Consider the following 23123-nt stretch of genomic DNA (forward strand, 5'->3'; position numbering starts at 1 on the left):
ACCTATCCTCTCCTTCCTCGTGATTTATTCTTAAACCGCCGGATCGCCGCCTGGACGTTTACCGCTTCTTATCCGCGTTCACCGGTAAATCCGCAGCTTTTAAACCGCTCGCGAACCTGTTCCCGGAGTTCATCCGGGTAGCCTGCGAAAGAAGCTTCCAGCGGCCTGTAATCTTTGGGCCATTCGTCGGAAGACAAGCAGTTGTATACGACCTTGGTCGTTGTTCCCGCTTCCTTCTCATGCGCATCGAGATAAGCGACAAGCGGCAGAACTTTCTGTCCGGGAAAAAGAAGGGCTTTATCCGGATGGCTGCGGGTAGCGAGCGCCCAGACGACTTGTTCGATGGAGCCGGGATCGATGTCGTCGTTTACGACGATCACTTTAGGAATGTAGGACCCTCCGCGTGAGGAAAATACCGCTTCCCCGATTTGACGCGCCAAAGAATCGCCTGTCATCTCCGCCGCTTCCTCCGCGTGAGAGTTTACAGTAACCACGAGCCAGTGCACGGCCGACTCGAAAGGTATGAGACACGCGGTTACCGGAAGACGGCGCTTGCGCAGTTCATGCCGGATACTCGCCGCGATGGCGACGCCCCAGTTGGTATGATTTTCTTCCGGGGGCACGCCTGCGGCGACGACGGGCATGATCGGATCATCACGGTGAGTCATGGCCGTCACCTTAAAACACGGAACGGGCTTCCGGTGTCCCACCCAGGTGTACCCGGCATATTCGCCCATGGGGCCTTCGGGCACCGTTTCCTGAAGCGAAACCACCCCTTCGATGACAATTTCACTCGTGGCCGGTACTTTTAAATCGTTCGTCTCGCAGCGCACGACCTCAACAGGCTCGCCGTACCAGCCGCCGAGCAACTCGGCTTCGCTCGTTCCGTCGGGAAGGGGATATCCCGCTATCATGGCGATACCGGGATCGGCCCCGAGACAAAGAGCGTACGGCATAGGCTGCCCGATCTCTTTCCACTGCTCGTAGATCATGCCCAGGTGCTGTGTGGGAACGATGACTCCAGCCATAGTCCGTTCGTCGTGAAGCATCACCCGGGTAATCGACCAGTTCACCCAGGAACCGTCCGGAGACCGCACGATCATAACGCCGTAGGTGTTCAAATAACGCCCCCCGTCTCCGACATGGATATAAGGAACTGGCAGGCGGGTAAGATCGATCTCTTCACCGAAGAGCTTATTTGCCTTGCAGGGAGCATCTGCCGTCACCCGCGGCGGAATCGGTTCCGCATCCGGAAGATACGACCACTCTTCCACAAGTTCGGAGAGCGTCGAATGGGCCGGCAGGCCCAAAGAAAGCGCGATTCTCAAATACGGATGCCGCTTGTCGGGGCTTATGCCTACCGGCGCACCGAGTACTCGAAAGCCGGGCGCGCTGTCCTTTACTTTTGTAAAAAGAGGAGCCGGAGAAGGCAGTTCGTACGCGTATCGGATCATGGCGCCCATCTCCAGATTCCAGTCCGTCTCTTGATCCACGGTAAACAGATCCCCGTACCGGTCGAGGGTTTCTACATAGTCTCGAAAGCTTTTGATTGGCTTTTTCATCACGTACCTCCTGGCGGTATTCATTCATTCTCGCCAGTTCAGTTTACTTCTCCCGCTAAAAATATGTAAAATATATATAACAGACATTTAGCATATATAAAATATATTCACCCTTGAATGGAGTGCTTTCTTGCGCTATGGATATCAAAAAAATGTATTACTTCATGACGATTGTCGAAGAAGGGCAAATTACGAAAGCGGCGCAGCGTCTGCACATGGCTCAGCCTCCCCTCAGCTTGCAGCTCAAGGCTCTTGAGGAAGAACTGGGTGTTACCTTGATCGACCGCGAAAATAAGAGATTTGAGATCACCCCTGCCGGATGGACGTTCTATAAGCGGGCTAAAGAAATCCTGCACTCCATCGACGGGGCGATCGCCGAAATTAAAGAACAGCAGAACGGATTGAGAGGAACGCTGTCTATCGGCACCGTTATGTCCTGCGTCCCGTACTTGCCGTCCGTGATGAAGCAGTTCCGGCTCGGTTCTCCCCGCGTCTCTTTTCAACTATGGGAGGCCGATTCGTTCCGGGTGGAGGAACTCCTGCAAAACAAAGTGATCGAGATGGGAATCGTCAGACTTCCCTTGCAATCGTATTTGGCGGACCGCATGCCCAGAGTTTCCATTCACCGGTTGCAAACGGAACCTTTGGTGGCGGTATTTCCTCCCGAATGGAAAGTGCCGGACGGGACTTCCGTTCCGGTTAGTGAACTTGCCTCCTCGCCTCTGCTGATCCTCCGGGGCCAGGGCGATTACGGCGTCTACCACAAATTTATCGAAACGTGCAAAACGTCCGGCTTCGAGCCGAACCTGGTATGTGAGAGCCCCGATGTGTCGACGCTGATGATTTTGACGGACTCCGGCCTCGGGATTTCCGTCGTGCCCCGGTCGGCTTTGCTTCTCAAAAAGCCCGGGCAGGTCCGCTATGCCGAGATTGATCCGCCGATCGAATCCGATACCGCGATCATTACGCTTGAGCACCAATTTGTGTCCCAAGCGGCCCGCAATTTCAAAGAGCTGCTGATCGGTTCCCTCCAATAATTTCTGCACCGCAGTTGCCCGGCTGAGGAATTCTTGTAATCTTCTTGCGGGAATCCCATACTGCGAGCACATTCATGCGACACGAAAAACCCGCGCGCCGGCAGCAGCGTGCGGGTAAAAAGTGATGGACGGCCTTATTCAGCCCGCTTGGGCTGAACGCTGTTATACAGCACCACACTGTGCGACGGAGACTTCTGCGGCTTGAAAAGGTAGCCGTCGCCTCCTTTTTCCATCGAAACGTTCATCCCACCGACAGCGGCAACCGTACCGGCCGAAAGAAAGATCGTGATCCAAACAAGCCGTACGATGCCCTGCAAACTGTCCCGGCGGCCGGGAGCTAAGCGCTGCGCCCAGAAGCCTACGGCTGCTCCTAACGTATTGATCACGATGTCGTCGATATCGAAAGCGCCTAAGCGGGTAACCATTTGCACCGTTTCCAGACACGTAATCGACGCCAGGAAGCACACGATAAACGGGACGAATTTGCAGCGAAACAAGAGCGGAATGAGCAGCCCGAAAGGAACAAAAGCAGCAAAGTTGCCGAATTCGAAAAACCAGCTTTGAAAGTCTCTGCCCATCGGATAATGCAGCGGAATTCCTTGCGGAATCAAATTGTAGCGCATGCCCCGATCTACGATGTGAGAGCTGCGGTTAAATCCGATATATAAGAAATAGAAAATCAATCCGGTGTATAAGCCTAACAGGAGTAGAGTCATTTTACGCAGTGTACCTTGATACATGGGTGAGTATAATCCTTTCTTGTCTGCAAATTAGCGGCCGCACATGCAGTTCTTCGATGATAGATTTGTCGTTTTGAAGACGTTTGTTTGCATTATACAACGGAGGGCGGCTTTCATTCCGAAACGAAACGTAAAGCCTTTATTAAGGAATTGTTACTTTCTTCTATACAATCGTTTAGAAAAGAAAAAAACCGTTCAGAAACTGAACGGTTTTTAAGAGGTACTCTCGCTTCGCGAGTGCGTTTTTTCAAGAATCGTTTTCCGGTGCAAAAGGTTGTTTAGTCGACGGAATAGACGTTCCGCCCCGGCAGCTCGAGGCAGTGCAGCAGCCCTCCGTATACGGCTCCGCCGTCGATTCCGATGATGTTGTTGTCGCCGAAATAAACCTCCTTCTTGCCGTGAAGGGTTTCCGTTATCGTGTGCCCGAACACGACCGTTTTGCTGCCACGGTAGCCTTTGTGAAACTCGTCGCGGATCCACATCAGCACATAAGCGTCCGTCTCCGCAAGCGAGGTCGAAGGATGCACGCCGGCATGAACAAAAATGGTATCTTCGGTTTCATAATAGGTTTGAAGACCGCCCAAAAAGGCAAGGTGTTCCTCCAGCAGAGGCGTAAGCTCCAATGTATCGGGAGCAGGGGTTTCCGAAGCGGCCCCCGGATGTTCATAGCTGGTCAATGTCGCACGTGCCCCATTCCGGAACCAGCGTTCGATGAATACAGGGTCCCGTTCGAACGATTTGACCATCATATGATCGTGGTTCCCTTTGAGAACGATCGCGCCTTCCCGGTGTAGCTGCATCACCTTTTCCACCACTCGTCTGGAATCGGGCCCTTTATCCACGTAATCGCCGAGCAAAATCAACTGATCCTGCCGGGGGTTATAGCTCACCTTTTCCAGCAGCCTCGTAAATTTGTCTATTTCTCCATGTATGTCGCTGACGACGAGAGTCCGTTTCATATCGTTCCTTCTTTCGTGTGTATAGATGTCCGCCCGCGAAAAACGACTGAGCGAAAATAGTTAATGAGATTAAATAGATCATATAATTAACGTCATTAATGAATAATAGAGCTCCGGCTGCACGATTTAAGCGCCCCCATCCATCCTCTCCACATGACGGGCAGGATAAGGATGTTCCGGGCATCTAACCGGATTGCTCCGCTTATGCGGATAACGCCGCTTCCAACTTCTCCTTCAGCAGGCGGAATGCTTCCCGGATCTTCTCTTTGGGCACGCTCTCGTAGCTGTCCCCCACGCTGATCTCGGAGTAGCAGGTTCCCTCTTCACGTTCATGCAGCCAAGAAGTCACTCCTACTCCGGTAGCCTCGCATACTTCCCTAAGAATCGGGAGGACGGCCGTCTCCGGCAGCTTAAAATGGATATGGAACATGTTGGACACCGGAACCTCGGGATTTGTATAAACGCCTTCGCATTCATTGAAGATAGCGGCGAGTTCCTTCGCTTCTCCGAAGTACTGGGCCATCTTGCCGATCCGCCGGTCGAAATAATAATCCGACGTCATTATGTATGGGTAAAGACTAATCAGATCACCGCCGTGGCGTCTTTTCCACACTTTGGACCGCTCCGTAAAATCACTGCCGCCCGCCAGTATGGCTCCTGCAATTCCGCCGATTCCTTTGTAGAAGGACACGTACACGCTGTCAAAAAGCGCACAAATCTCAGCGGCCGATTTTTGGTAGTAAGGCGTAATTTCGAACAATCTCGCCCCGTCCAGATGAAGCTTAATGCCTCTTTCGCGGCAGTAGGCCGAAATGGCCTCCAGCTCTTCGAATGCCGGCAGTTGGCCGCCGATTTCCCGCTGCGGCAGCTCCAGAAGCAGACAGGAAATCTCACCGTCTAACGTCTTCACATCCTCAAGCGTAATCAGCCGGTCCTTGTCCGCCAGCAAAACCGGCTTTATGTGGTGCAGTTCCTTCAAGCCGTCTTCCTCATGAATTTCCAGGTGACAGAGCGGATGGTACGCGACCTCTTTGCTTCCTTTTTCATCGCACCAGATTCTTAGCGCAATTTGCTGCGCCATCGTTCCGCTCGGGAAAAATACGGCCGATTCCTTGCCCAGGTAGGCGGCTATTTTGCTTTGAAACGCCTCAATCAGCGTCCCCGCTCCGTAAATGTCACTTTCCTGCGTCCCCTCAATCTCGTCAAAAACCTGCTTCAAGATTCCGATATCCCGGGGCCCGTTGCCGCCCAGCTGATAAGGCGCCCGTTTAAAGGCCGCTTTTAAAGATTCTTTATCGTTCATCCGGCATCCCCCTACGGTAAAGTCTTATCTCTTAGCATACTAAATCCTATCCGACAAAGAAATTGATTTTTTTCAGTGGCAGATGACATTTTTCATAGATCCGGATACATAAGAAGGAAGTTCCCAATCAAGAACGAATACTACTGTTTTGCATAAAAAATTAAGGGGGGAGTCGAAATGGGAATGTCTGATTATTATAGAAATCTGCGAGAAAAAGTAGGCAGTGAATGGATCTTCGTGCCAAGCGTTGCGGGAATTGTTCGTAATGAGTCGGGAGAAATTTTATTACAAAACAAAGGAAACGGCGAGAAATGGAGTCTGCCCGCAGGAGCCATTGAACTTGGCGAGACGCCTGCCGAAGCGGTAGTTCGCGAAGTGCGCGAAGAAACGGGATTATATGTTGTCCCGAGCAAGTTGATAGGCGTATTCGGCGGAAAGGAATACCGCTATCAATATCCGAACGGCCATAAAGTGGAATATACCATCTTGATGTTCGATTGCGTCATTCATTCCGGCACCTTGAATCCCTTAGACAGTGAAACGGCCGAACTTCGTTATTTTAGTCCGGAACAGATGCCTGAACTGGCCTTGCCCTACCCTAAGCAATTATTTTCAAGAGAAGAAAAGAACGAAGTTTATTTTCAGTGGAAAGATGACTATTTGAAAAATCTTATGTAGCGGGGTTGTAAGCCAAGTTGTTTTTCTAAGCGTTATCGAATAAAATTAGAGACAATCTCGCAGGAAAGGAGGCAAAAAGCGATGGAAACGATTTTCGTGCCGGTACAAAATAAAAGCAAAAAATCCGGGGATCAATCTCTGACGGGATCAGTCTGCCTTTTTTCGTACAGTGTTAGAACGAAATTTCATAGTTATTACCGCCGGATGCTTTTTGCCTCGCGTAACGGAATCTGCAAAGTGAATGAACGTTTCTGATTTCTTGGCAGATTTTAATTCAACACGCAACGACTTGGCGCCGGTTTGTTGAGGCGTCTTTTTTGCGCACTTTTTTGCCCTTGTTCTTCTGCCTGAAGGGAGGTGACTGTTCGTGATAAATAAAACATGGGATACCCCTCCTAAGATTGAACCCACTTTAATTTTAGGAGGTAAACATACATGAACATTCAAACGGATTCTAAAAATAAACGGCAGCTTCCCCTGCTGCTTGTGCTCGTCTTTTCCTTATTCACGGCTTGTATGACAGCCGATATGGTCAATCCGGTTCTGCCTCTCATCGGCAAAGATTTCGCAGCTTCCGACGCTCAGGCAGGCTGGGTAGTCACCGGGGTTATGCTCGTGATCGCCATCGGTGTTCCGATCTACGGCCGCATTTCGGACTATTTCAGTTTACGGAGGCTTTATCCGCTCGCTCTCCTGATATTTGCGGCCGGAAGCCTTGTCTGTGCAGCCGCCCCTACTCTTCTGGTTTTGGTACTGGGCCGTATGCTGCAAGGAGCGGGCTCCGCGGCCATTCCGGTCCTTTCTGTCATCACCGTCTCCCGGGTTCTTCCGTCCGGAAACAGAGGCGCCGCACTCGGCATCCTTGCAGGCAGCATCGGCATCGGAACGGCAGTCGGGCCGATCTTCGGCGGTCTTGTCGGTCAACTGTTCGGCTGGCCCGCGCTCTTCTGGATCACTCTTGTGCTGCTGCTGGCGCTTATTCCCTGCGCTGTTTGTGTGCTGCCGGGCGGACGTCCCGGAACCGAAACCGCAAAAGATCGCCGTTTTGATCTGCTTGGCGGGATCGTGTTCGGCCTGGCGGCGGGTTTGTTCCTTATCGGCGTCACCCAGGGACAGGCGGAGGGATTCCGGTCATTATCCTCCCTGGGGAGTCTGGCAGGCGCTAGTCTTATGACAGTCGCCTTCGTCTGGCGAATTTTCACGGCGGAGCACCCGTTCCTTCCGCCTGCGTTGTTAGCAAACAAAGGCTACTTGGCGGCAGTATTGGCAGGCTTCTTCACGATGTTCGCTTACGTCGCGTCGCTCGTCTATATACCGCTTCTGATCGTCGAAGTGAGTGGCCTCTCCCCCGGGGCAGCCGGACTTGTCCTGCTGCCGGGTGCCGCGGCTGTAGCCGTCTGTTCACCTGCGGCCGGCCGTCTTTCCGACCGGATCGGGGCCAAGTTACCCGTCACCGCCGGACTTTTGGTCATGGGCATCTCGCTTTTGTTCATGTCCACTTTTGCAGCGGGGAGTTCTCCGCTATTGGCTTCAATCGGAATGCTCGGGCTGGGCTTCGGTGTCGCCTTTACGAATTCGCCGGCGAACAACGCTGCTGCAAGTACGCTCGAAAACGAACAGCTCGGCGCGGGGCTCGGAATCTTCCAAGGGGCCTTATTTCTCGGGGCCGGAACAGGCGTCTCCGTTATCGGAGCTTTTCTGGCGGCGCGTAAAGAAGCCGGACAAGATCCGCTGAACCCGTTCTATGTTCTGGGCGCCGCTCCTTACTCCGATGCTTTTCTGGCAATAGCTGTCGCGGTGATCATTGCACTTGTGTTTTCAGCCGGTCTGCAGAGCCGCAAACAGAAAAAATCGAGTGAAACTTCACGTTAATTAAAGCGGATCTGCAGGTCTCTATTTTCCTCCAGACAAAAAAAGCACCGGGACATTCGGGCCAAACGAAAACGGCCCGCTTCCCGGTGTTTTTCTTTTTTACACAGCTGTATACGATGGGACGCGTACAACCTTCCTCCTTCAAAATCAGCCCTTCCGGCTTCCGATTTCGAGTACCCGGTCCACCCACCCCTCATAAAATTTCTGTTCGTGAGAAACCAGAATCAGAGTGCCGCCGAAGTGAATCAAGGCGTCGCGCAAAGCGTCTTTCGCTTCGGCATCCAGATGATTGGTCGGTTCGTCCATGATGAGCACGTTGCAGGGTGTAAGCAGTAAACCGCACAGCTTCACTTTCGACTGCTCCCCTCCGCTCAGCGTACGAATTGTTTGGGTAGCTCTGGCTTCATTTACTCCGCACTGTGCCAAATGACGCCGGATTTCTTTGTTGCTCAGCTGCGGATAACCGTCCGCTATAAACTGAATCGGTGTTAGAGCATCGTCCTCCCAGATCAAGTCCTGCTCATAGTAGCCGGTCTTAACATGTTCCCCAAAACGGAATCCGCCGGAAAGTGCCGGAATCTTTCGCATGAGCGTTTTGAGCAGCGTGGATTTTCCGATCCCGTTAAATCCGGTGATGACGATCTTTTCCCCGTTTCTGACGGTAAAAGTTAACTTGGGCAGCAGAGGCTCCGCATACCCGGCTTCCAGTTCGTTTACGCTAAGAGCCGTCTGAGAACCAAGCGGCAGTTCCCTAAAACGGATGAACGGCTTCGCGACAAAAGCAGGCGCCTCGATCCGCTCGATTTTATCCAGCTGTTTTTTGCGTCCGCGGGCGATTCTGGAGTTAACTCCGGCCATATTTTTACGGATATACGCCTCCGTCCTTTGAATCGTTTTCTGCTGGGCGTTGTACTGCCGGATATGATCCTCCCGTAAATGCTCCTTTTGCCGGAGGAAATGCGAGTATCGGCCCGGGTATTTTTTGATCGATTTGCCTTCGATATCGCAGATGCCGGTCGTGATTTTATCGAGAAAGGCAGCGTCATGGGAAATCACGACGAACGCGTTCGTTAAGGACGTTAAATAATCCGCCAACCAACTGACATGCTCTTTATCGAGAAAATTCGTAGGCTCGTCGAGCAGCAGCACATCCGGTTTTTCCAGAAGAAGCTTGGCCAGAATGACCTTGGCCCGCTGCCCTCCGCTCAATTCTTGAATGGGACGGCCGGTACCGATGGCGTTCAGCCCGAGTCCGTTCACGACCTTCTGAATGGTACTGTCCACCTCATAAAATTGCTGCCTATCCAGCTCTTCCTGATAGTGTGCGGCTTTCAGCAGCGGTTCTTCCCTTCCGGTGCTTGCGCTTTCTTCATAGAGGGCGTTCATTTTCGTTTCCAGTTCGAACAGGGAGGCAAAAGCCGTCTTCAAATACTCCCCTATTGTCCGGTTTCTGTCGATGACGGCATGCTGGTCGAGATAACCGATCCGGATGTTCGACTGCCATCTCACCGTTCCCTCATCGGGTATAATCTCTCCCGTTAAAATGCCCAGCAGAGTGCTTTTTCCTGTGCCGTTCTGCCCGACGACACCCAAGTGTTCCCCTTTGAACAATTCAAAATCGACCTGTTTATATAACGTTCTGTCTCCGAACGAGTGGGACATGCCCGTAATCTCAAGCAAGCTCATGTGCGTCTTCTCCTTTTTTCCATAAAAAAAAGCAGAAAGATTGCGCCCATATGGCGCAAGCCTTCTGCTTTCTGTATTTTGCGTGCAAATACAGCGATACGATCTTCAGCCGGAAACTGAACAAGGTATCACAAAAGGCTGCAGACAAACTATTGTCTGCAGCCTTAATCTAACCGGCGGATAGCAGCCCAAATAAGCACGAGAGTTTCATGCGAAATTTGAAAGCTATCAGCCGATGAATGAAAAGCGGTTCGCTTCTCGATTAAGCTCCGGACAACGTTTCATCGTTTGGTTCCGATTGTTCGGAGCGGCGTTTCGGATATCTTTTTTCAGTTTCCCAGAAGTTCATATGGAATACTCCCTTTCATTTGGAGCTATTTTATAACGCTCTTGCGTCCTTGTCAATGCGCGGGTTTGGATAAACGAACCTGTTCAAGAATCTTCTCGCAAGCAGCTTGGAGGGTGACGGTTTCTTTCAACCCGCTTCTGCGTTCTACAAACTCCACCTTTCCTTGCCCGGCGTCTTTGCCGATCACAATGCGGAACGGAATCCCGATCAAATCCGAATCCTTGAATTTAACACCGGGGCGTTCGTCTCTGTCATCCATCAGCACCTCGATCCCGTTCTCTTGAAGACGCCGGTAAATGTCATTCGCCGCTTGAACCTGCACGTCATCTTTGATGGAGACCGGAATGAGATGAACCTGATAAGGCGCCAGAGCAAGGGGCCAGATGATGCCGTTCGTATCATGATTCTGCTCGATCACGGCGGAAAGAATACGGGAAACGCCGATTCCGTAGCAGCCCATGATCATGCGGGTGCTTTTGCCGGCCGCGTCCAAGAAAGACGCTTCCAGTGACTCGCTGTACTTCGTTCCCAGTTTAAATACGTGCCCGATTTCAATCCCGCGCGATAATTTCAGCACGCCTTCGGCACAACGCGGACACCTGTCTCCTTCTGCGGCCTGACGGAAATCGCCGACTTCCGATTCCGCCAAATCACGACCCGGATCGAGGTTTCTGTAATGATAGTCCGCTTCGTTCGCCCCTGCGATTCCATTCGCCATGCCGAAGACCTCTTCATCGACCAGGAGGGGAATGCTCAGGCCCAAAGGCCCGACAAAACCTGCAGGTGCGCCGGTTGCTTCCTCCACGGCTTCCGCATCCGCTATGGAGAGATCACCGGCCCGGAGATAATTTTTCACTTTAATCTCGTTCACTTCCCGGTCCCCTCTTACGACAACGGCGACGGGTCTGCTATCGGCCGTATAAACAATCGTTTTCATAATATCGGAAGAACGAATTCCCAGCGACTGAACGAGCTGACCGATCGTGCGGATGCCGGGCGTATGAAACTTAACGGCCTTTTCCTCCGATCGTTCGACGGAATCCGTCCGTGCGGCCCGTGATTCCGCTTGTTCCAGATTAGCCGCATAGTCACAAACGGTGCAGGCGGCAATCGTATCCTCCCCGATATCGGCCAGCGCCATAAATTCATGGGTGCCGCCTTCTCCGCCTATCGCACCCGCATCGGCCTCGACTGCACGGAAGTTTATTTCACACCGCGTCAGTATCCGGTTGTAAGCTTGAAACATCTGCCGGTACGACTCATCCAGCCCTTCCCAATCGGCATCGAACGAATAGGCGTCTTTCATAAGAAACTCGCGTCCGCGCAGCAGGCCGAAACGGGGACGCCGCTCATCCCGGAATTTCGTCTGGATCTGATAAAGCGTGACCGGCAGTTTCCGGTACGAATTTATTTCTCCCCGCACGATCGAAGTAATGACTTCCTCATGAGTCGGTCCCAGGGCAAATTCCCGTTCGTGCCGGTCGTTCAAGCGCATTAATTCCGGACCGTACACCGAGTATCTGCCCGATTCTTTCCATAGCTCGGCAGGCTGCATAACCGGCATGAGCATCTCCTGGGCACCCGCCCTATCCATCTCCTCGCGTACGATCTGCTCCGCCTTGCGCAGAACTTTTCTCCCAAGGGGGAGGTAAGTATAAATCCCCGCCGCCAGCTGGCGGATAAATCCCGCCCGCAGCATGAGCTGGTGACTGATCACTTCCGCGTCCGCGGGAGATTCTCGTAAAGTTGTCAGCAATAATCGGCTTTGGCGCATTGTTCCCACTCCTTTGTATCGTCATAATGAAGCCCGTAAAAAAAACAAAAAGACACATCCGTCAGGGACGAATGTGTCGTGTTACCACCCTAATTCGACCACGCAGGTGTGCGAGGTCCTCATTCGGATAACGGCATGACCCGGCAACGGTTAACCAACATTCTCAAATGAGGGTTCCGTTGCAGCTGGCAAGGCGGGAGAGAGTCCAATCGCTTCGTGAAACCTTTCAGCCGGCGGGTTTCATCTCTGTACGGCGATCGCTGAACTCTATATCCTTGATCAACGCTTTTCACGTGTAATTATTTTAATCAATTTACATGAAAGTTGTTCCGCCGTCAAGCGGGCATTACTAGAGGCAACGCTTTGTGCCTGGTGTGGACAACCGGTTCAGGTTAAAGTCTCCGGAAGCTTTCCGGCCGTTTCAGCCGCAGCGTCTACCGGCAGCCCGATCTCCCTGATGCGGAGCAGGTGCCCGTGCCCGAAACGCTGTGGCTGTCCATATAAAAAATGCCTCCGCTAAACCGCAGCATACGGTTCGGGAAAGCGTAATTTTAATCGAGCATCAAGTACCAGTACAGCGCTATTTCATTGTTTTGTTTGTCGAGACCTTTATACAAGCAGGCATCGAATCCGCCTAGGACAAACCCGCAGCTCTCATAAAATTTGCAGGCCCGGACGTTATTGTTTTGCGTCTCCAGCATGATTCCCGGCATTCCCCCTGCCTTCGCCCAGTTCTTCGCCTGGTCAATAAGCCTGCGGCCGACGCCGTATCTTCGGTAGGCGGCATCTACTTTAATGTCCTCGACGTAAGCGTACCCGTTCCAGTTCTTCCTGAGCTGAATTTGACCTGCGAACTTGTCACCTATGCAGGCGAGGTACATGACTTGATCGGGATTTCCGATATAGCCGGCATATCCGGTGTCCTCCGTTTCCCCGTCCGGCTCGTCCTCATACCTTTTCGTATAGCGGGGCACTTCTTCAACCGCATAGCCGATCCGCCCGTCCTCAAGAGTAAGAACGAGAACGGAATCGACGATAAAGCTCCCGTCCACTTCAGTGCCCTCAAATTCGTCATCCGCAGTCCATTCTCTGATCCGAATATCCATATCCATCCACCTCATTGTTTGTTTTTACAACCCTACAAGCATGAGAAACGAACGGATACCCGGTGGTCCGCGGACTTAACGAAACACGTATTTCTCTTTCATCGTTCAACCTCCCCAATCGAATTTCCAAGGAGCTTTCTTCTCCGGCAGCTTGTCCTCAGGCGGGAAATAGGCTTTCTATTCGGCACTCGGCAATCCGTACTTTTCTATCCAGCCGTCTATATTTTTCTCGAACTTGCTCCGGGTCAAAATCTCGTGTGTGATAAAATGACCGTTATAAAACAAGCTGTAACTCGTGTAAGGCGTCGGCGCGGATTGTGCTTCTCCGGCGGATGCGATTCTTCTGGTTTCGACCGGAATAGAACGCTCGCGTGCGCAATCCTCAAGTTCTCCCACATAATGATCCGTATAGGGACACTGGGCGGTGTACAGAACCTGAAATCCTTTTACAACGTCCGTTTTCTGCTCATGTACGCTTTGTTTAAATTTCGGTGTCGGGGCGTCTTCCTTGAACTTCAGCACAACTAACTCGAAATAAGGAGGCGCCTGGTCGCACACTTCGAATCCGTTATAGGTAAAAAAAGATTTATCGGACAAATAGGACCGCTTAGTCCGGCTCGTTACCGCTATCGCCCCATTCGTCGCGCCCGATTCCTCCAGGCATTCACCGAGAAGCTTTTTACCGTAGCCCATACCTTTGTATGAGCCCGCTACCCAGAAGCAGTTGATAAAGATGTAACCGGGAGCTTCTACCGGACACCAGGCGTACTCCGCCGGAATATATTCGATGAACACTTTCTGCCGGACATCCAGCTTTTTGAAACGCAAACCTTCCTGAAAGCGCTGCTGGAGCCATTCTTTTTTCAACTTGACTCCGTTGGCACATTTCTTATCCGATATCGCACAGCAAATATGTTCCCCGCCGATATTCTCGGTGTTTAACGTAACAATTCCCGGTTCGTTCATCCCGGCCCCTCCCTGATTCGTATACGTTAAGTTTACCTCAGCCCGGCGAAAAAAGCACGGACAGGATAGCGTATGTCAGGTACGCGGCTGAGGCAAAAAAAGACGCATCCTGTAAGAATGCGCCAGCCGGGTATTTAAGAGAATATATCCGTTTACTTCCTTTTGGATGATATAGTGGAGTTAAAAGGAGATGAGTCTTATTCGAAACGTCTTCCTCGTTTTAATCGTTGTAAGTATGCTTCTTCGGGAAGAAATCGCACTCCTCATGTTGTATGTCAAAGAGGAAACGACTTACTTTGGACTTAGCTTATCCAATGCTGCCTTGTGGTCGCATGTGCTCGCTCTCGCAGCTATTTTAAGTTTGTTCGGCTATTTGAAAAGCAAACCGCGCCAATGACACCGCGGGTTATAGTAAAACCTCAAGCCAACACTCTCAAGACATCGTCGATTTTTTTGCCGTGGGAGAGAATGCCGTAGTTCATCCAAGTCAGGAAATCGACTTCATAGACGCTGTTGTTCCGCACTCCGGGCAGCAGGGCGATCCGCTCGTCTTCACGGGCTCCGGCCGTGTATCCCCAGCGCCTGTCAAACGTCACAAACAGATGATCCGCATCCAGCTTGGCCAGCCATTCGGGAGTCAAGACGACACTTCTGCGCGAGCGGCCCGTTAATTGGCTGACGAGGCGGTGCGGGGCCAGCCCTAAATCTCCGTAAAGAACGGGGCCCGTGTAGCCTTGCTCCGGCCCGCCGTACAAGATAACGGCTTCGGCTGAAATGCGCAGGAACGCCACCGTCTGATCGCGAACGGAGCGTTCGAGGGCCTGTCTTGCTTTGTCCGCCCTACTTTCGTACTCGCCGATAATGTCCCGGACGCGGCTCTTCTTTCCGAGCAGATCCGCCGTTATACCCAGCGTGGATCTCCAGTCCTCCCCCGGATGATCCATCCGGTACGTGGGAGCAAGGCGGCTGTAGCCCGGAAGATGCGTACCGCTGTCCAATAAAATAAATTCGGGCTTCTCCTTCGTAAGCCGCTCCAGACTGCCGTCCGAAACGTCGAATACAGGCACATCGTCCATGCCCAGATAATCCTGTTTTCCCCATCCCTCGCTGAACCACTGCATAACCGGTGTAATCTCAAGAGCCAGCAAAAAATCTTCCAGGCACGGAGCGAACACCCGGACTTGCTCCCGGTGATTGCGCCGGTATTGTCCCGGCGTAATGCCGACCGTCTGCTTAAACCGCCGGTTGAAATAATATTCATTGTTGAAACCGGCATCTCCGGCTATGCCCGACAAAGGATCGTCGGTCAGCACGAGCAACCGCTTCGTTCGTTCGATGCGAGTCCGGTTCAAAAAATCGAGCGGAGTCGTACCCGTCCGTTCTTTAAACAGACGGGAATACTTCCAGCGGTCCAAACCGGCGGCCGAAGCCAGCCTCTCTACCGTTAGCGTGCTCCGGTAATTATCCCGGATAACGGCAATCGAGCGTTCCACCGCCTGCATCGGATCGAGGCCACCGGAATCGGCGGCGCGCTGCTGCAGGAGGAAGCGGAGAAATTCCTGAAACCGCACGTAGGTATCGAACGATTCGAATTCGCCGGCCGGCCGGCGCCGCTCATACAGCGCCTCCAGCATCGCAACGCAGGAGGCAAAGGACAGGCAGACGATTTCGCCCGGTTCGAGCAGGTTCTCCTGCTCAGCTCCCGGCATCCGGGAGGGCACTTCGCCGCGTCTGTCGGCAGCGTCCGCGAGGCCGCTTGCCGCTTTCTCGCCAAGTGTTTGCCTAGCCAGGACTTCGAACTTCAAGAGGTAGAAGCTTAAATCCGCTGCAGCCGAGTGGATGCACGCACCGCTTCCGGGAGCGGCCAGGTAGCACTTCCCGCGCCCCGCGGCATAACTTTCTCCGTTCAGCGCCATACCGCCGCTTCCGCCCGTTACCGCCATAACGTAGTAGCTGTCCGCTCCGGCAGCCTCCTGTTTCCATCCGGAAGAAGCCGTTTCTCGGCTAATACCGGTCAGCTCGTAAAACGAGGCGCGCCGAGCAAACGGTCTGTCTTGATTGTCATTCATGATCACTCATCCTCACGAGTTACTTGACCAGCAGCTTTAGCAGATCGTCTATTTTCATACCGTTAGCCAAAAAGGCGCCGGTTTGCCAGTGAGTACGTTCCACTTGGTAGACGTGTCCTTTTTTGACCGCAGGAACCGACTTCCAGAACGGGCTTTTTAGAAGCTGAACGGCATCTTTGTTTTCTTCCGAAGCCCAAGTGCCGTTGGAAGGCAGCAGGATAATATGATCGGCGTCAATCTGTGGAATCATTTCTTCGGAGATGATTTGCTGGAACTCCTTCATCTCTTTGACCATCGGAGGCGGAGTAAGTCCCAGATCGCGGTACAGAATGGAACCGATAAACCGGTTGTTGATGCCGAACAGCGTAAACGTTTTTTCTCCCACGTTCAAACGGATTACGGCCACCTTTTCAGTGCCGACGGCTTTCTCCAGAGCCGTTTTCGCATCGTCGACCTTTTTCCGGTATTCCTTGAGAATAGATTCTGCCTTATCCGGCATTCCCAGCAGATCCGCCGTAGTTTTAAGGATAGCGGATGCATCGTTCAGCATTTCGTCAGGCAGCCGGTAAGTCGGAGCGACTTTAGAATACATGTCATATCTGGCTTTGTCTGCCCCTCCATCTACGATAATCAGATCGGGAGAGGCATCTAAAAGAGCCTCAATGCTTCCGGTCATATCAAACTTTGGCACATTCAGCTTCAAATATTCCTGAATCCCCCAGTTAGGATGATACCACTGGACTACCGGAGTGACACCCAAAGCCGATACATAGTCTTCCATGTAGATGGCCGCCACCCTTTTCGGCTTGGCCGGAATTTCAACTTCACCGAAAGCGTCTTTGACGATACGTTTATCTCCCGTTGATTTCTCCCCTGCGGGGGTACTGTGTACGGCCGCTTCTTCCGCTCTCTCTCCTTGTCCCCCGCAACCGGTTATACTTGCCGCTAAAACCAGTACACCCATCAGATTCCACACGGCCTTTTTCGAACTTTTCTCTCTCATCTATCCATTCGCCCCTATCATTGATTTTGATAATCATTCTCAATTATTTAGGATTAGTCTACCTCACTTTTGCGGATTTTCGCAATGCACATCGGGTATATTTTTTTATACATTCGTGAAAATGGATTATTTTCAACAAAGAACGGACATTTAATTGTACAGTATCATTTTTCGTTGAATTTTATTATTTACGAAATCCAAGGCACAAATTAACATAAATATGTATTTTTACTAATTTTGGAAAATGAAATTTTAAACTTACGGAAAGGAGGTCGTTTTACATGTCAAACATACGTGAAATACTCGCTCATAACCGGATTTTCGTGCAGAAAAAACAGGCTCTCCCCTTTCAGGCAACCCGATACCTGGAAACCAAAATAGTGATCCTCACCTGCATGGACACTCAGATTCCGGAGTTCCTGATCAAAGCGCTCGGAATTCGAAACGAAGATGCCACAGTCATTCAAAATGCCGGCGCAGTCGTGTCTCATCCGTCCGGAAGCATCCTGAGAAGCATCCTACTTGCCATTTGCAAACTGAAGGCTAAGGAAGTATACGTGATCGGTCATCACGAATGCGGGCTGGCGAATTTTAGAAGCGCCGAAGATAGCGAAAGCGTCCGGCAGTTCGTTGATTCAGATCCTTATATGCAGACGCTGACGGATGCCGGTATTGATCTGGACGGGTGGCTGACCGGAATTTCCAGTATAGAAGAGAGCATTGCAAACAGTGTTTCCATGGTACGGTCACATCCGCTGTTCCCGGAATCGGTTCTTGTACACGGACTGGTTATTCATCCGGTTACCGGACGGCTCGATGTAGTCGTTGAGGGAAAACACATTCAGCCGAAAGAAGGTGTGTCCGCGCTTCTGAATGCAGAAGCCGCTCCATTAGACGCCACACTGGATAGGGGGAATGAATAGCGCAGCAGAAAATGGAAAGGGTGCCCGCGGAAAATGCGGGCACCCTTTATTGTCTTTCCGTTCCCTCCCGGAACGGATACGGTTTCTTTTGCCGGAATATCTTGGCGCAAAGGCTTGTCCTGTCCGTTACTTATCGGGATCGATCTCGAACGATTTCTTCTCCCTTTCGCTCTTTACGATCCGCCTGCGCACGTAGAGGAAAACGATAAGCGCGCAGGTCAGAGCCAGTCCCGAATAAATTACGTTCGAATAGATGTCCATATAGCCCACAATCGTCTCCCAAGATGCGCCTACGGCAGCCCCGACATAGACAAGTACACTGTTCCAAATAAGCGAACCCGCCGTAGTGAGCAGCAGGAAAGGAACGAAACGCATTCCGGCACTTCCCGCCGGGATTGAAATCAGACTGCGGACCAGAGGCACGAGCCGTCCGAGAAACACGGCCCATACTCCGTACTTGTCGAACCAGGAGCCCGCTTTTCCGATGTCTTCCGGTTTCAGACGGAGAATCTTACCGTGCCGCGCAACTAAAGTTTGCAGGCGTTCCATCGACATCAGCTTTCCGACCCCGTACAGGCAGACGGCCCCCGCAACGGAACCTGCGGTTGCGGCCAGAATAACGCCGACTGCCGTCAATGCGGATGTGGTCGTCATGAAACCGCCCAAGGTCAGGATGACCTCCGAAGGAATCGGAGGGAACAAATTTTCCAGTGCAATCAGCAGGAAGATGCCGAAATAGCCGAATGACTCCATCGTTTCCGTAATCCACTGCTCCATCCGCATCTCTCCTCCCCGTCTTTTGTTAAAATAACGGAATTCTGCCTCTCAGCTCTGTCAGACTGCCGTTTCCTTTTTTTCTTTCGACAGAAACCAGCCGCACAAGGCAATAAGCACCAGAACGGCATAAAACGTATATTTCCAGGCCGGCAGCTTCGCAAATCCTTCGGGCAGAACGGAAAGCGCCGGATGCGACAAGGTATACACAATCAGCTTGACCCCTACCCATCCCACAATGACAAACGCTGCAATTTCCAGGCCGGGTCTCCGGTTAAGAAGGTTCACGAAGTAGGAAGCGGCGAAACGCATAATAATCAATCCGATGAGTCCGCCCGCAAAGACGATAAAGAATTGTCCGCCGTCCATCCCTCCGATTCTGGGCAGGCCGCTTTCCGGCAGGGCCACGGCCAAAGCGACAGCCGCGAGAATAGAGTCGACCGCAAAAGCGATGTCAGCCAGCTCGACCTTGAAAACCGTCGCCCAAAATGAAGAGCCCGCTTTGACCTCTTTCTCTTTTTTGATGCCTTTTTCGCCCTTCTTGACAAGAACTTTGCGGAAAATATGATTGAGTGCGATGAAGATCAGATAAACCGCGCCGATGGCTTGAACCTGCCAGACGTCAACGAGAAAAGAAATAATGAAAAGCGATAGAAAACGGAAGACGAAAGCGCCCGCCAATCCGTAGAAGAGCGCCCTTTTCCTTTCTTCATCGGGTAAATGTTTGACCATGATGGCGAGCACGAGGGCATTGTCCGCCGCGAGCAGTCCTTCCAGACCGACAAGCACGAGCAGCACCCAACCGTATTCGAGAATTAGCGAAGCATCCATACGTTATCCTCCTGCAGTTTAGAGTTTGAGTTAAATCATTGCCCGGGCGGCTTATTTCAAATCTCTGAGCAGCCCGTTCATTTTCTTGTAATGTCCGCTTACACTTTCGGCGAAAACCGAGTAAGCCAGCTGATTTTTAGCCATCAAGGACATCTCGTAATCCATATCCACACTATTGCCATTGGTATTGAAAACATACGGACCGAGAACCGCGATTTTAATGAGGCCGGCTTCTCCTGAACCGGAAATCTTGAAATGCCGCTTGTGGGACGTAATCCCTTCTAAAGGCATCTTTCCTTCCGTCGCTTTCTCCAGCTCCTCCTCGAAAGAAACAAACCGACTCTTGTAAACGGGGGTATCCGAGTTTGCAAGATTGCCCAGGATCGCTTGATGCCTGGCCGCCGCAATGTCGAGCGCCTTCTCGTTCATCCGGGTCGTTGAAGAAACTAACATGAGTTGACATTCCTCCTCGTATTATCTTGATGCTGCGTTAATGAGATTAACTCGATAAACGGCGCCGCTTTTCCTCCCTCCCCCGAAATAGGGCCAAAATAAAAGCAGCCTTCACCGGTTGGCCGGCAAAGGCTGCTGTTTTGCTAAAAAATAAAAGACCAATGCCGTAAGGCAAAGGTCTCGCTAACAACGTGATCAATCTTACGTCGCATGCAAAGCCGGAGGCAATCAAGCCACGTAATGACGACTAAGCATGTACAAGCTACTCCCCTTTGAAGGGTATGAAATTAATTTCAAGTTAACAGATTCATTTGACCTTGTCAATCTTTTTATTAAAGAAAATGCGTCATATTTCGCCGAAAATTGCACGTTACGCAAAATCAGCCTAGCGATACCGCTGTTTTCTCGCTTTTTACGAATCTTTTAAACAAATATCGGGCAATCGGACCTACAATAAGAAGATGCAGAGGCAGAATGGTTCCTACCTTAGTCCATCCCCTCGCTGCGGGATCTAACTTCGCTCAACCAAATGGGACCGGGCACCCGCCAATTGCCGCAGGCTCTTGAGGTTAATCAGAAGAATGCCCGCGATAATGGTAACGCCTCCTGCCAGCGACAACAACGAGAGAGGCTCGCCGTAGAGAACCACCCCAAGACTTAGCGCGATCAGCGGAGAAATATAGAGCCAGGTGGACGGAAAGACGGGATTCGTCTTGGCTACAAGCCAGTAGAAGATCGTGTGTCCCGTCATCGACCCGAAGACGATCAGATACAGCAGCGAAAAAACGGCTTCGGGAACGAGCATGGCTTCCATATGTACTTGCTCGGTGAATAGCGACAAAAGCAGAAGCATGAGTCCCCCGTACAGCATCTGCGCCGCATTTAATGCGATCGGAGACGTATCGGAAAATCTCCGGATAACCCGCCGGGAATACACCGTACCCGCGGAATAAAAAACCTGTCCCAGCAGGACCGCGACGCATCCCGCTGCCCAGATCCCGCTGAATGCGACGGTCATACCGGGTACGAGCAGAATAACGACACCGGCAAATCCCACCAGACAGCCTGCCCAGGATGAAGCGGACATTTTCTGCCGGGTTATGCCTGTCTGCAGCAGCATAATCATAAGCGGAGCCGTTGCCGACAAAACGGCGGCGATGCCGGAGCTTACATATTGCTCCGCCCAATAGAGGCTTGCAAAAACACCGAAAGTGAGCCCGAGCCCGGTCAGCATCATCTCTTTGCGGAGCAGCAGCGAGAGCCGCGCCTTTTTTTGTATGACCATGACAATAAACAGAATAGCCCCGGCAAGAAAAAACCGGACCCCGGCCGAGAAGAAGGGGGACACCCCCGCATCGATCCCCACTTTGATGGCCAAAAACGTTGTCCCGAAAATCAAACACATCAGGACATAGTTGAACGGGATCATTTCCATTCCTCCTTTTCCCCTAGTATAAGCAGGAGCACACAGAACAGTTTTCAATGCGCAGAACAGATTGCGCCGATATCGGCTATACTAGAGGAAACCAACCTCAGGAAAAGAGCGATGTGTCGTGGAAAGAGAAAACCGTTCGAACGTTCATAACGATAAGCTTTTCGAACAAATTTACGATTACCTGCTGGAAAGAATCCGGCGCGGGGAATGGAAGGCGCATGACAAGCTTCCTTCAATCCGCTCGTTGGCGGCGGACTTGCGGGTGCATCGGCTGACTGTTTTTAAGGCATATCAGCTGCTGAAGCGCAATGGGGATGTGTACGTGAAGGATAAATCGGGCTACTACGTGCATCCCGGCAGCCAGTCGATGCTGGGTCCGCTAAACGATCCGATCGTTTCCGCCTATGTGCATGAAAGCCACCTCTCGGAAATCCATCAGGTGCAGGCGGACTATCAATTTTCCAAGGCGCTGCTCGATCCTAATCTGCTGCCGAATTTATATTTATCGGAGTATGTAAAAAAAGTGTTCGATCTGTATCCGAAAGTGCTGGGCACCTACTCTACCGTTCAAGGGGACCAGGAGCTGCGTGAAGCGCTTTGCGGCTATTTCACGAAAGGCTTTCATTTCTTCGTGTCTCCCGAGGAATTGTTGATCACATCCGGTTCCCAGGAGGCGATCGATCTGGTCGCCCGAGTCCTCGTAAGGCCGAGGGATGCCATCATGCTGGAACGGCCTACTTACAGTCCGGCCATAGACGTTTTCAGCCGCCAGGGTGCCGAAATTATCCCGGTTGATATTTATCCGTCCGGCTACGATCTGGAGCAGGTGGAACGGATTATGCAAACCAGCAGGCCTCGCCTTTTTTACCTCAACCCCACTTTTCACAACCCGACGGGGTTCACGGTTCCGGCCGAGCAGCGCAAGAAATTGGTGGAGCTGGCGGAAACGTACAAGTGCCTACTGATCGAGGACGATCCGGGGCGTGACATTTATTTTGGCGATGAGCCTCCCCTGCCGCTCTTTTCCTTCGATACCGCCGGATACGTCATCTATCTCCGCAGTTTCAGCAAATACATCGCTCCCGGGCTCAGCATCGCCGCTGTCGCCTGCCGTCCGTCGTTCATGAACTACCTGATCCGGACCAAATCGTTATCCGACAGCGGGGCTCCCCTGCTGAATCAGAAGATTTTTCTGCACTATTTCTTTTCCGAACGGATGCAGCAGCATTTGGCGAAACTGAGAATTGCTCTTGCCGTACGCAAGGACATCATGGAAGAGGAATTGTCCGGAACCGGATGGCAATGGACTAGCCCTGCTGGAGGTTTTAACCTATGGGTGGAACTGCCGGCTTCGGTGCCGATGGACCGTCTGCTCAGCCGCTGCATGGAACAGTCCCTCACCTTCGTCCCCGGTACGATCTGCGATCCGCTGCGAGAGTCGACATCCCGGGTGCGCATGAGTTATTCCTATTTGAATGAAACAGAGCTTCGCGCGGGGTTAAGGCGGTTTAAAGAAGTGGTTTTTTCTTTGACGACCTTTTAACTTATCTTCGAAACAGTGGATGTTATCCAATTTATTCTGGAATTCGTCTAGAAGAACATG

Annotated in this window: 20 protein-coding genes; 6 read left to right on the forward strand and 14 right to left on the reverse strand. The window is 51.9% G+C overall.

Annotated features, from left to right (window positions below):
• Positions 1 to 68: 68 nt before the first annotated feature.
• Complete coding sequence (locus PCH01S_RS03300; RefSeq protein ID WP_042226782.1) at positions 69 to 1562, reverse strand: UbiD family decarboxylase; 1494 nt, start codon at positions 1560 to 1562, stop codon at positions 69 to 71.
• A 137-nt stretch (positions 1563 to 1699) separates the two neighbouring features.
• On the opposite strand from PCH01S_RS03300, the gene PCH01S_RS03305 reads away from it, so the two are divergent.
• Entirely contained in the window at positions 1700 to 2599 is a 900-nt protein-coding gene (locus PCH01S_RS03305) for a LysR family transcriptional regulator (protein WP_042226785.1), read from the forward strand.
• Positions 2600 to 2733: 134 nt separating this feature from the next.
• On the opposite strand, the gene PCH01S_RS03310 is transcribed toward PCH01S_RS03305, so the two are convergent.
• The 3 genes from PCH01S_RS03310 to PCH01S_RS03320 all read right to left on the reverse strand — a co-directional run bounded on the left by PCH01S_RS03310 (position 2734) and on the right by PCH01S_RS03320 (position 5601).
• Positions 2734 to 3339, reverse strand: coding sequence for a VanZ family protein (locus PCH01S_RS03310; protein WP_042226788.1), 606 nt, complete (start codon positions 3337 to 3339; stop codon positions 2734 to 2736).
• 278 nt (positions 3340 to 3617) lie between these two features.
• Positions 3618 to 4298, reverse strand: coding sequence for a metallophosphoesterase family protein (locus tag PCH01S_RS03315; protein ID WP_042226789.1), 681 nt, complete (start codon positions 4296 to 4298; stop codon positions 3618 to 3620).
• A gap of 202 nt (positions 4299 to 4500) precedes the next feature.
• Entirely contained in the window at positions 4501 to 5601 is a 1101-nt protein-coding gene (locus PCH01S_RS03320) for a threonine aldolase family protein (protein WP_042226791.1), read from the reverse strand.
• 177 nt (positions 5602 to 5778) lie between these two features.
• Here PCH01S_RS03320 and PCH01S_RS03325 point away from each other — a divergent pair, with 177 nt between their 5' ends.
• Entirely contained in the window at positions 5779 to 6279 is a 501-nt protein-coding gene (locus PCH01S_RS03325) for an NUDIX hydrolase (RefSeq protein ID WP_042226794.1), read from the forward strand.
• A gap of 435 nt (positions 6280 to 6714) precedes the next feature.
• Entirely contained in the window at positions 6715 to 8151 is a 1437-nt protein-coding gene (locus PCH01S_RS03330) for an MFS transporter (RefSeq protein WP_042226798.1), read from the forward strand.
• 147 nt (positions 8152 to 8298) lie between these two features.
• On the opposite strand, the gene PCH01S_RS03335 is transcribed toward PCH01S_RS03330, so the two are convergent.
• The 4 genes from PCH01S_RS03335 to PCH01S_RS03350 form a co-directional block, all read right to left on the reverse strand.
• Entirely contained in the window at positions 8299 to 9837 is a 1539-nt protein-coding gene (locus PCH01S_RS03335; protein WP_042226801.1) for an ABC-F family ATP-binding cassette domain-containing protein, read from the reverse strand.
• 401 nt (positions 9838 to 10238) lie between these two features.
• The gene (locus tag PCH01S_RS03340; protein ID WP_042226804.1) at positions 10239 to 11960 is read right to left on the reverse strand and encodes a proline--tRNA ligase; all 1722 of its coding nucleotides are present in this window, start codon (positions 11958 to 11960) and stop codon (positions 10239 to 10241) included.
• A 551-nt stretch (positions 11961 to 12511) separates the two neighbouring features.
• Positions 12512 to 13066, reverse strand: coding sequence for a GNAT family N-acetyltransferase (locus PCH01S_RS03345; protein WP_042226806.1), 555 nt, complete (start codon positions 13064 to 13066; stop codon positions 12512 to 12514).
• A 177-nt stretch (positions 13067 to 13243) separates the two neighbouring features.
• Positions 13244 to 14032, reverse strand: coding sequence for a GNAT family N-acetyltransferase (locus tag PCH01S_RS03350; protein WP_042226808.1), 789 nt, complete (start codon positions 14030 to 14032; stop codon positions 13244 to 13246).
• A 190-nt stretch (positions 14033 to 14222) separates the two neighbouring features.
• Here PCH01S_RS03350 and PCH01S_RS03355 point away from each other — a divergent pair, with 190 nt between their 5' ends.
• Positions 14223 to 14429: a hypothetical protein gene (locus PCH01S_RS03355; protein WP_042226810.1), complete on the forward strand. Its 207-nt coding sequence runs from the start codon at positions 14223 to 14225 to the stop codon at positions 14427 to 14429.
• 22 nt (positions 14430 to 14451) lie between these two features.
• Here the strand turns inward: PCH01S_RS03355 and PCH01S_RS03360 are convergent, their stop codons facing one another.
• Complete coding sequence (locus tag PCH01S_RS03360; RefSeq protein ID WP_042226812.1) at positions 14452 to 16101, reverse strand: AraC family transcriptional regulator; 1650 nt, start codon at positions 16099 to 16101, stop codon at positions 14452 to 14454.
• Between the two features lie 19 nt (positions 16102 to 16120).
• The gene (locus PCH01S_RS03365; protein ID WP_042226814.1) at positions 16121 to 17104 is read right to left on the reverse strand and encodes an ABC transporter substrate-binding protein; all 984 of its coding nucleotides are present in this window, start codon (positions 17102 to 17104) and stop codon (positions 16121 to 16123) included.
• 281 nt (positions 17105 to 17385) lie between these two features.
• On the opposite strand from PCH01S_RS03365, the gene PCH01S_RS03370 reads away from it, so the two are divergent.
• Entirely contained in the window at positions 17386 to 18027 is a 642-nt protein-coding gene (locus tag PCH01S_RS03370; RefSeq protein WP_042226816.1) for a beta-class carbonic anhydrase, read from the forward strand.
• A gap of 126 nt (positions 18028 to 18153) precedes the next feature.
• Here PCH01S_RS03370 and PCH01S_RS03375 read toward each other — a convergent pair whose 3' ends face one another.
• The 4 genes from PCH01S_RS03375 to PCH01S_RS03390 all read right to left on the reverse strand — a co-directional run bounded on the left by PCH01S_RS03375 (position 18154) and on the right by PCH01S_RS03390 (position 21514).
• Positions 18154 to 18804, reverse strand: a complete 651-nt coding sequence (locus tag PCH01S_RS03375; RefSeq protein ID WP_042226818.1) for a DedA family protein — start codon at positions 18802 to 18804, stop codon at positions 18154 to 18156.
• A 57-nt stretch (positions 18805 to 18861) separates the two neighbouring features.
• Positions 18862 to 19632 carry a TerC family protein gene (locus PCH01S_RS03380; RefSeq protein WP_042226820.1) on the reverse strand — a complete coding sequence of 257 codons (771 nt, stop codon included), beginning with the start codon at positions 19630 to 19632 and terminating at the stop codon, positions 18862 to 18864.
• Positions 19633 to 19683: 51 nt separating this feature from the next.
• Positions 19684 to 20085: a flagellar basal body rod protein FlgB gene (gene flgB / locus PCH01S_RS03385; protein WP_042226823.1), complete on the reverse strand. Its 402-nt coding sequence runs from the start codon at positions 20083 to 20085 to the stop codon at positions 19684 to 19686.
• A 511-nt stretch (positions 20086 to 20596) separates the two neighbouring features.
• Entirely contained in the window at positions 20597 to 21514 is a 918-nt protein-coding gene (locus PCH01S_RS03390; RefSeq protein ID WP_042226824.1) for a DMT family transporter, read from the reverse strand.
• Positions 21515 to 21638: 124 nt separating this feature from the next.
• Here PCH01S_RS03390 and PCH01S_RS03395 point away from each other — a divergent pair, with 124 nt between their 5' ends.
• Positions 21639 to 23063, forward strand: coding sequence for an aminotransferase-like domain-containing protein (locus tag PCH01S_RS03395; RefSeq protein WP_042226825.1), 1425 nt, complete (start codon positions 21639 to 21641; stop codon positions 23061 to 23063).
• Positions 23064 to 23123 lie beyond the last annotated feature (60 nt).

It is taken from the genome of Paenibacillus chitinolyticus NBRC 15660, assembly GCF_000739915.1.
Taxonomy (GTDB): domain Bacteria; phylum Bacillota; class Bacilli; order Paenibacillales; family NBRC-103111; genus Paenibacillus_F; species Paenibacillus_F chitinolyticus.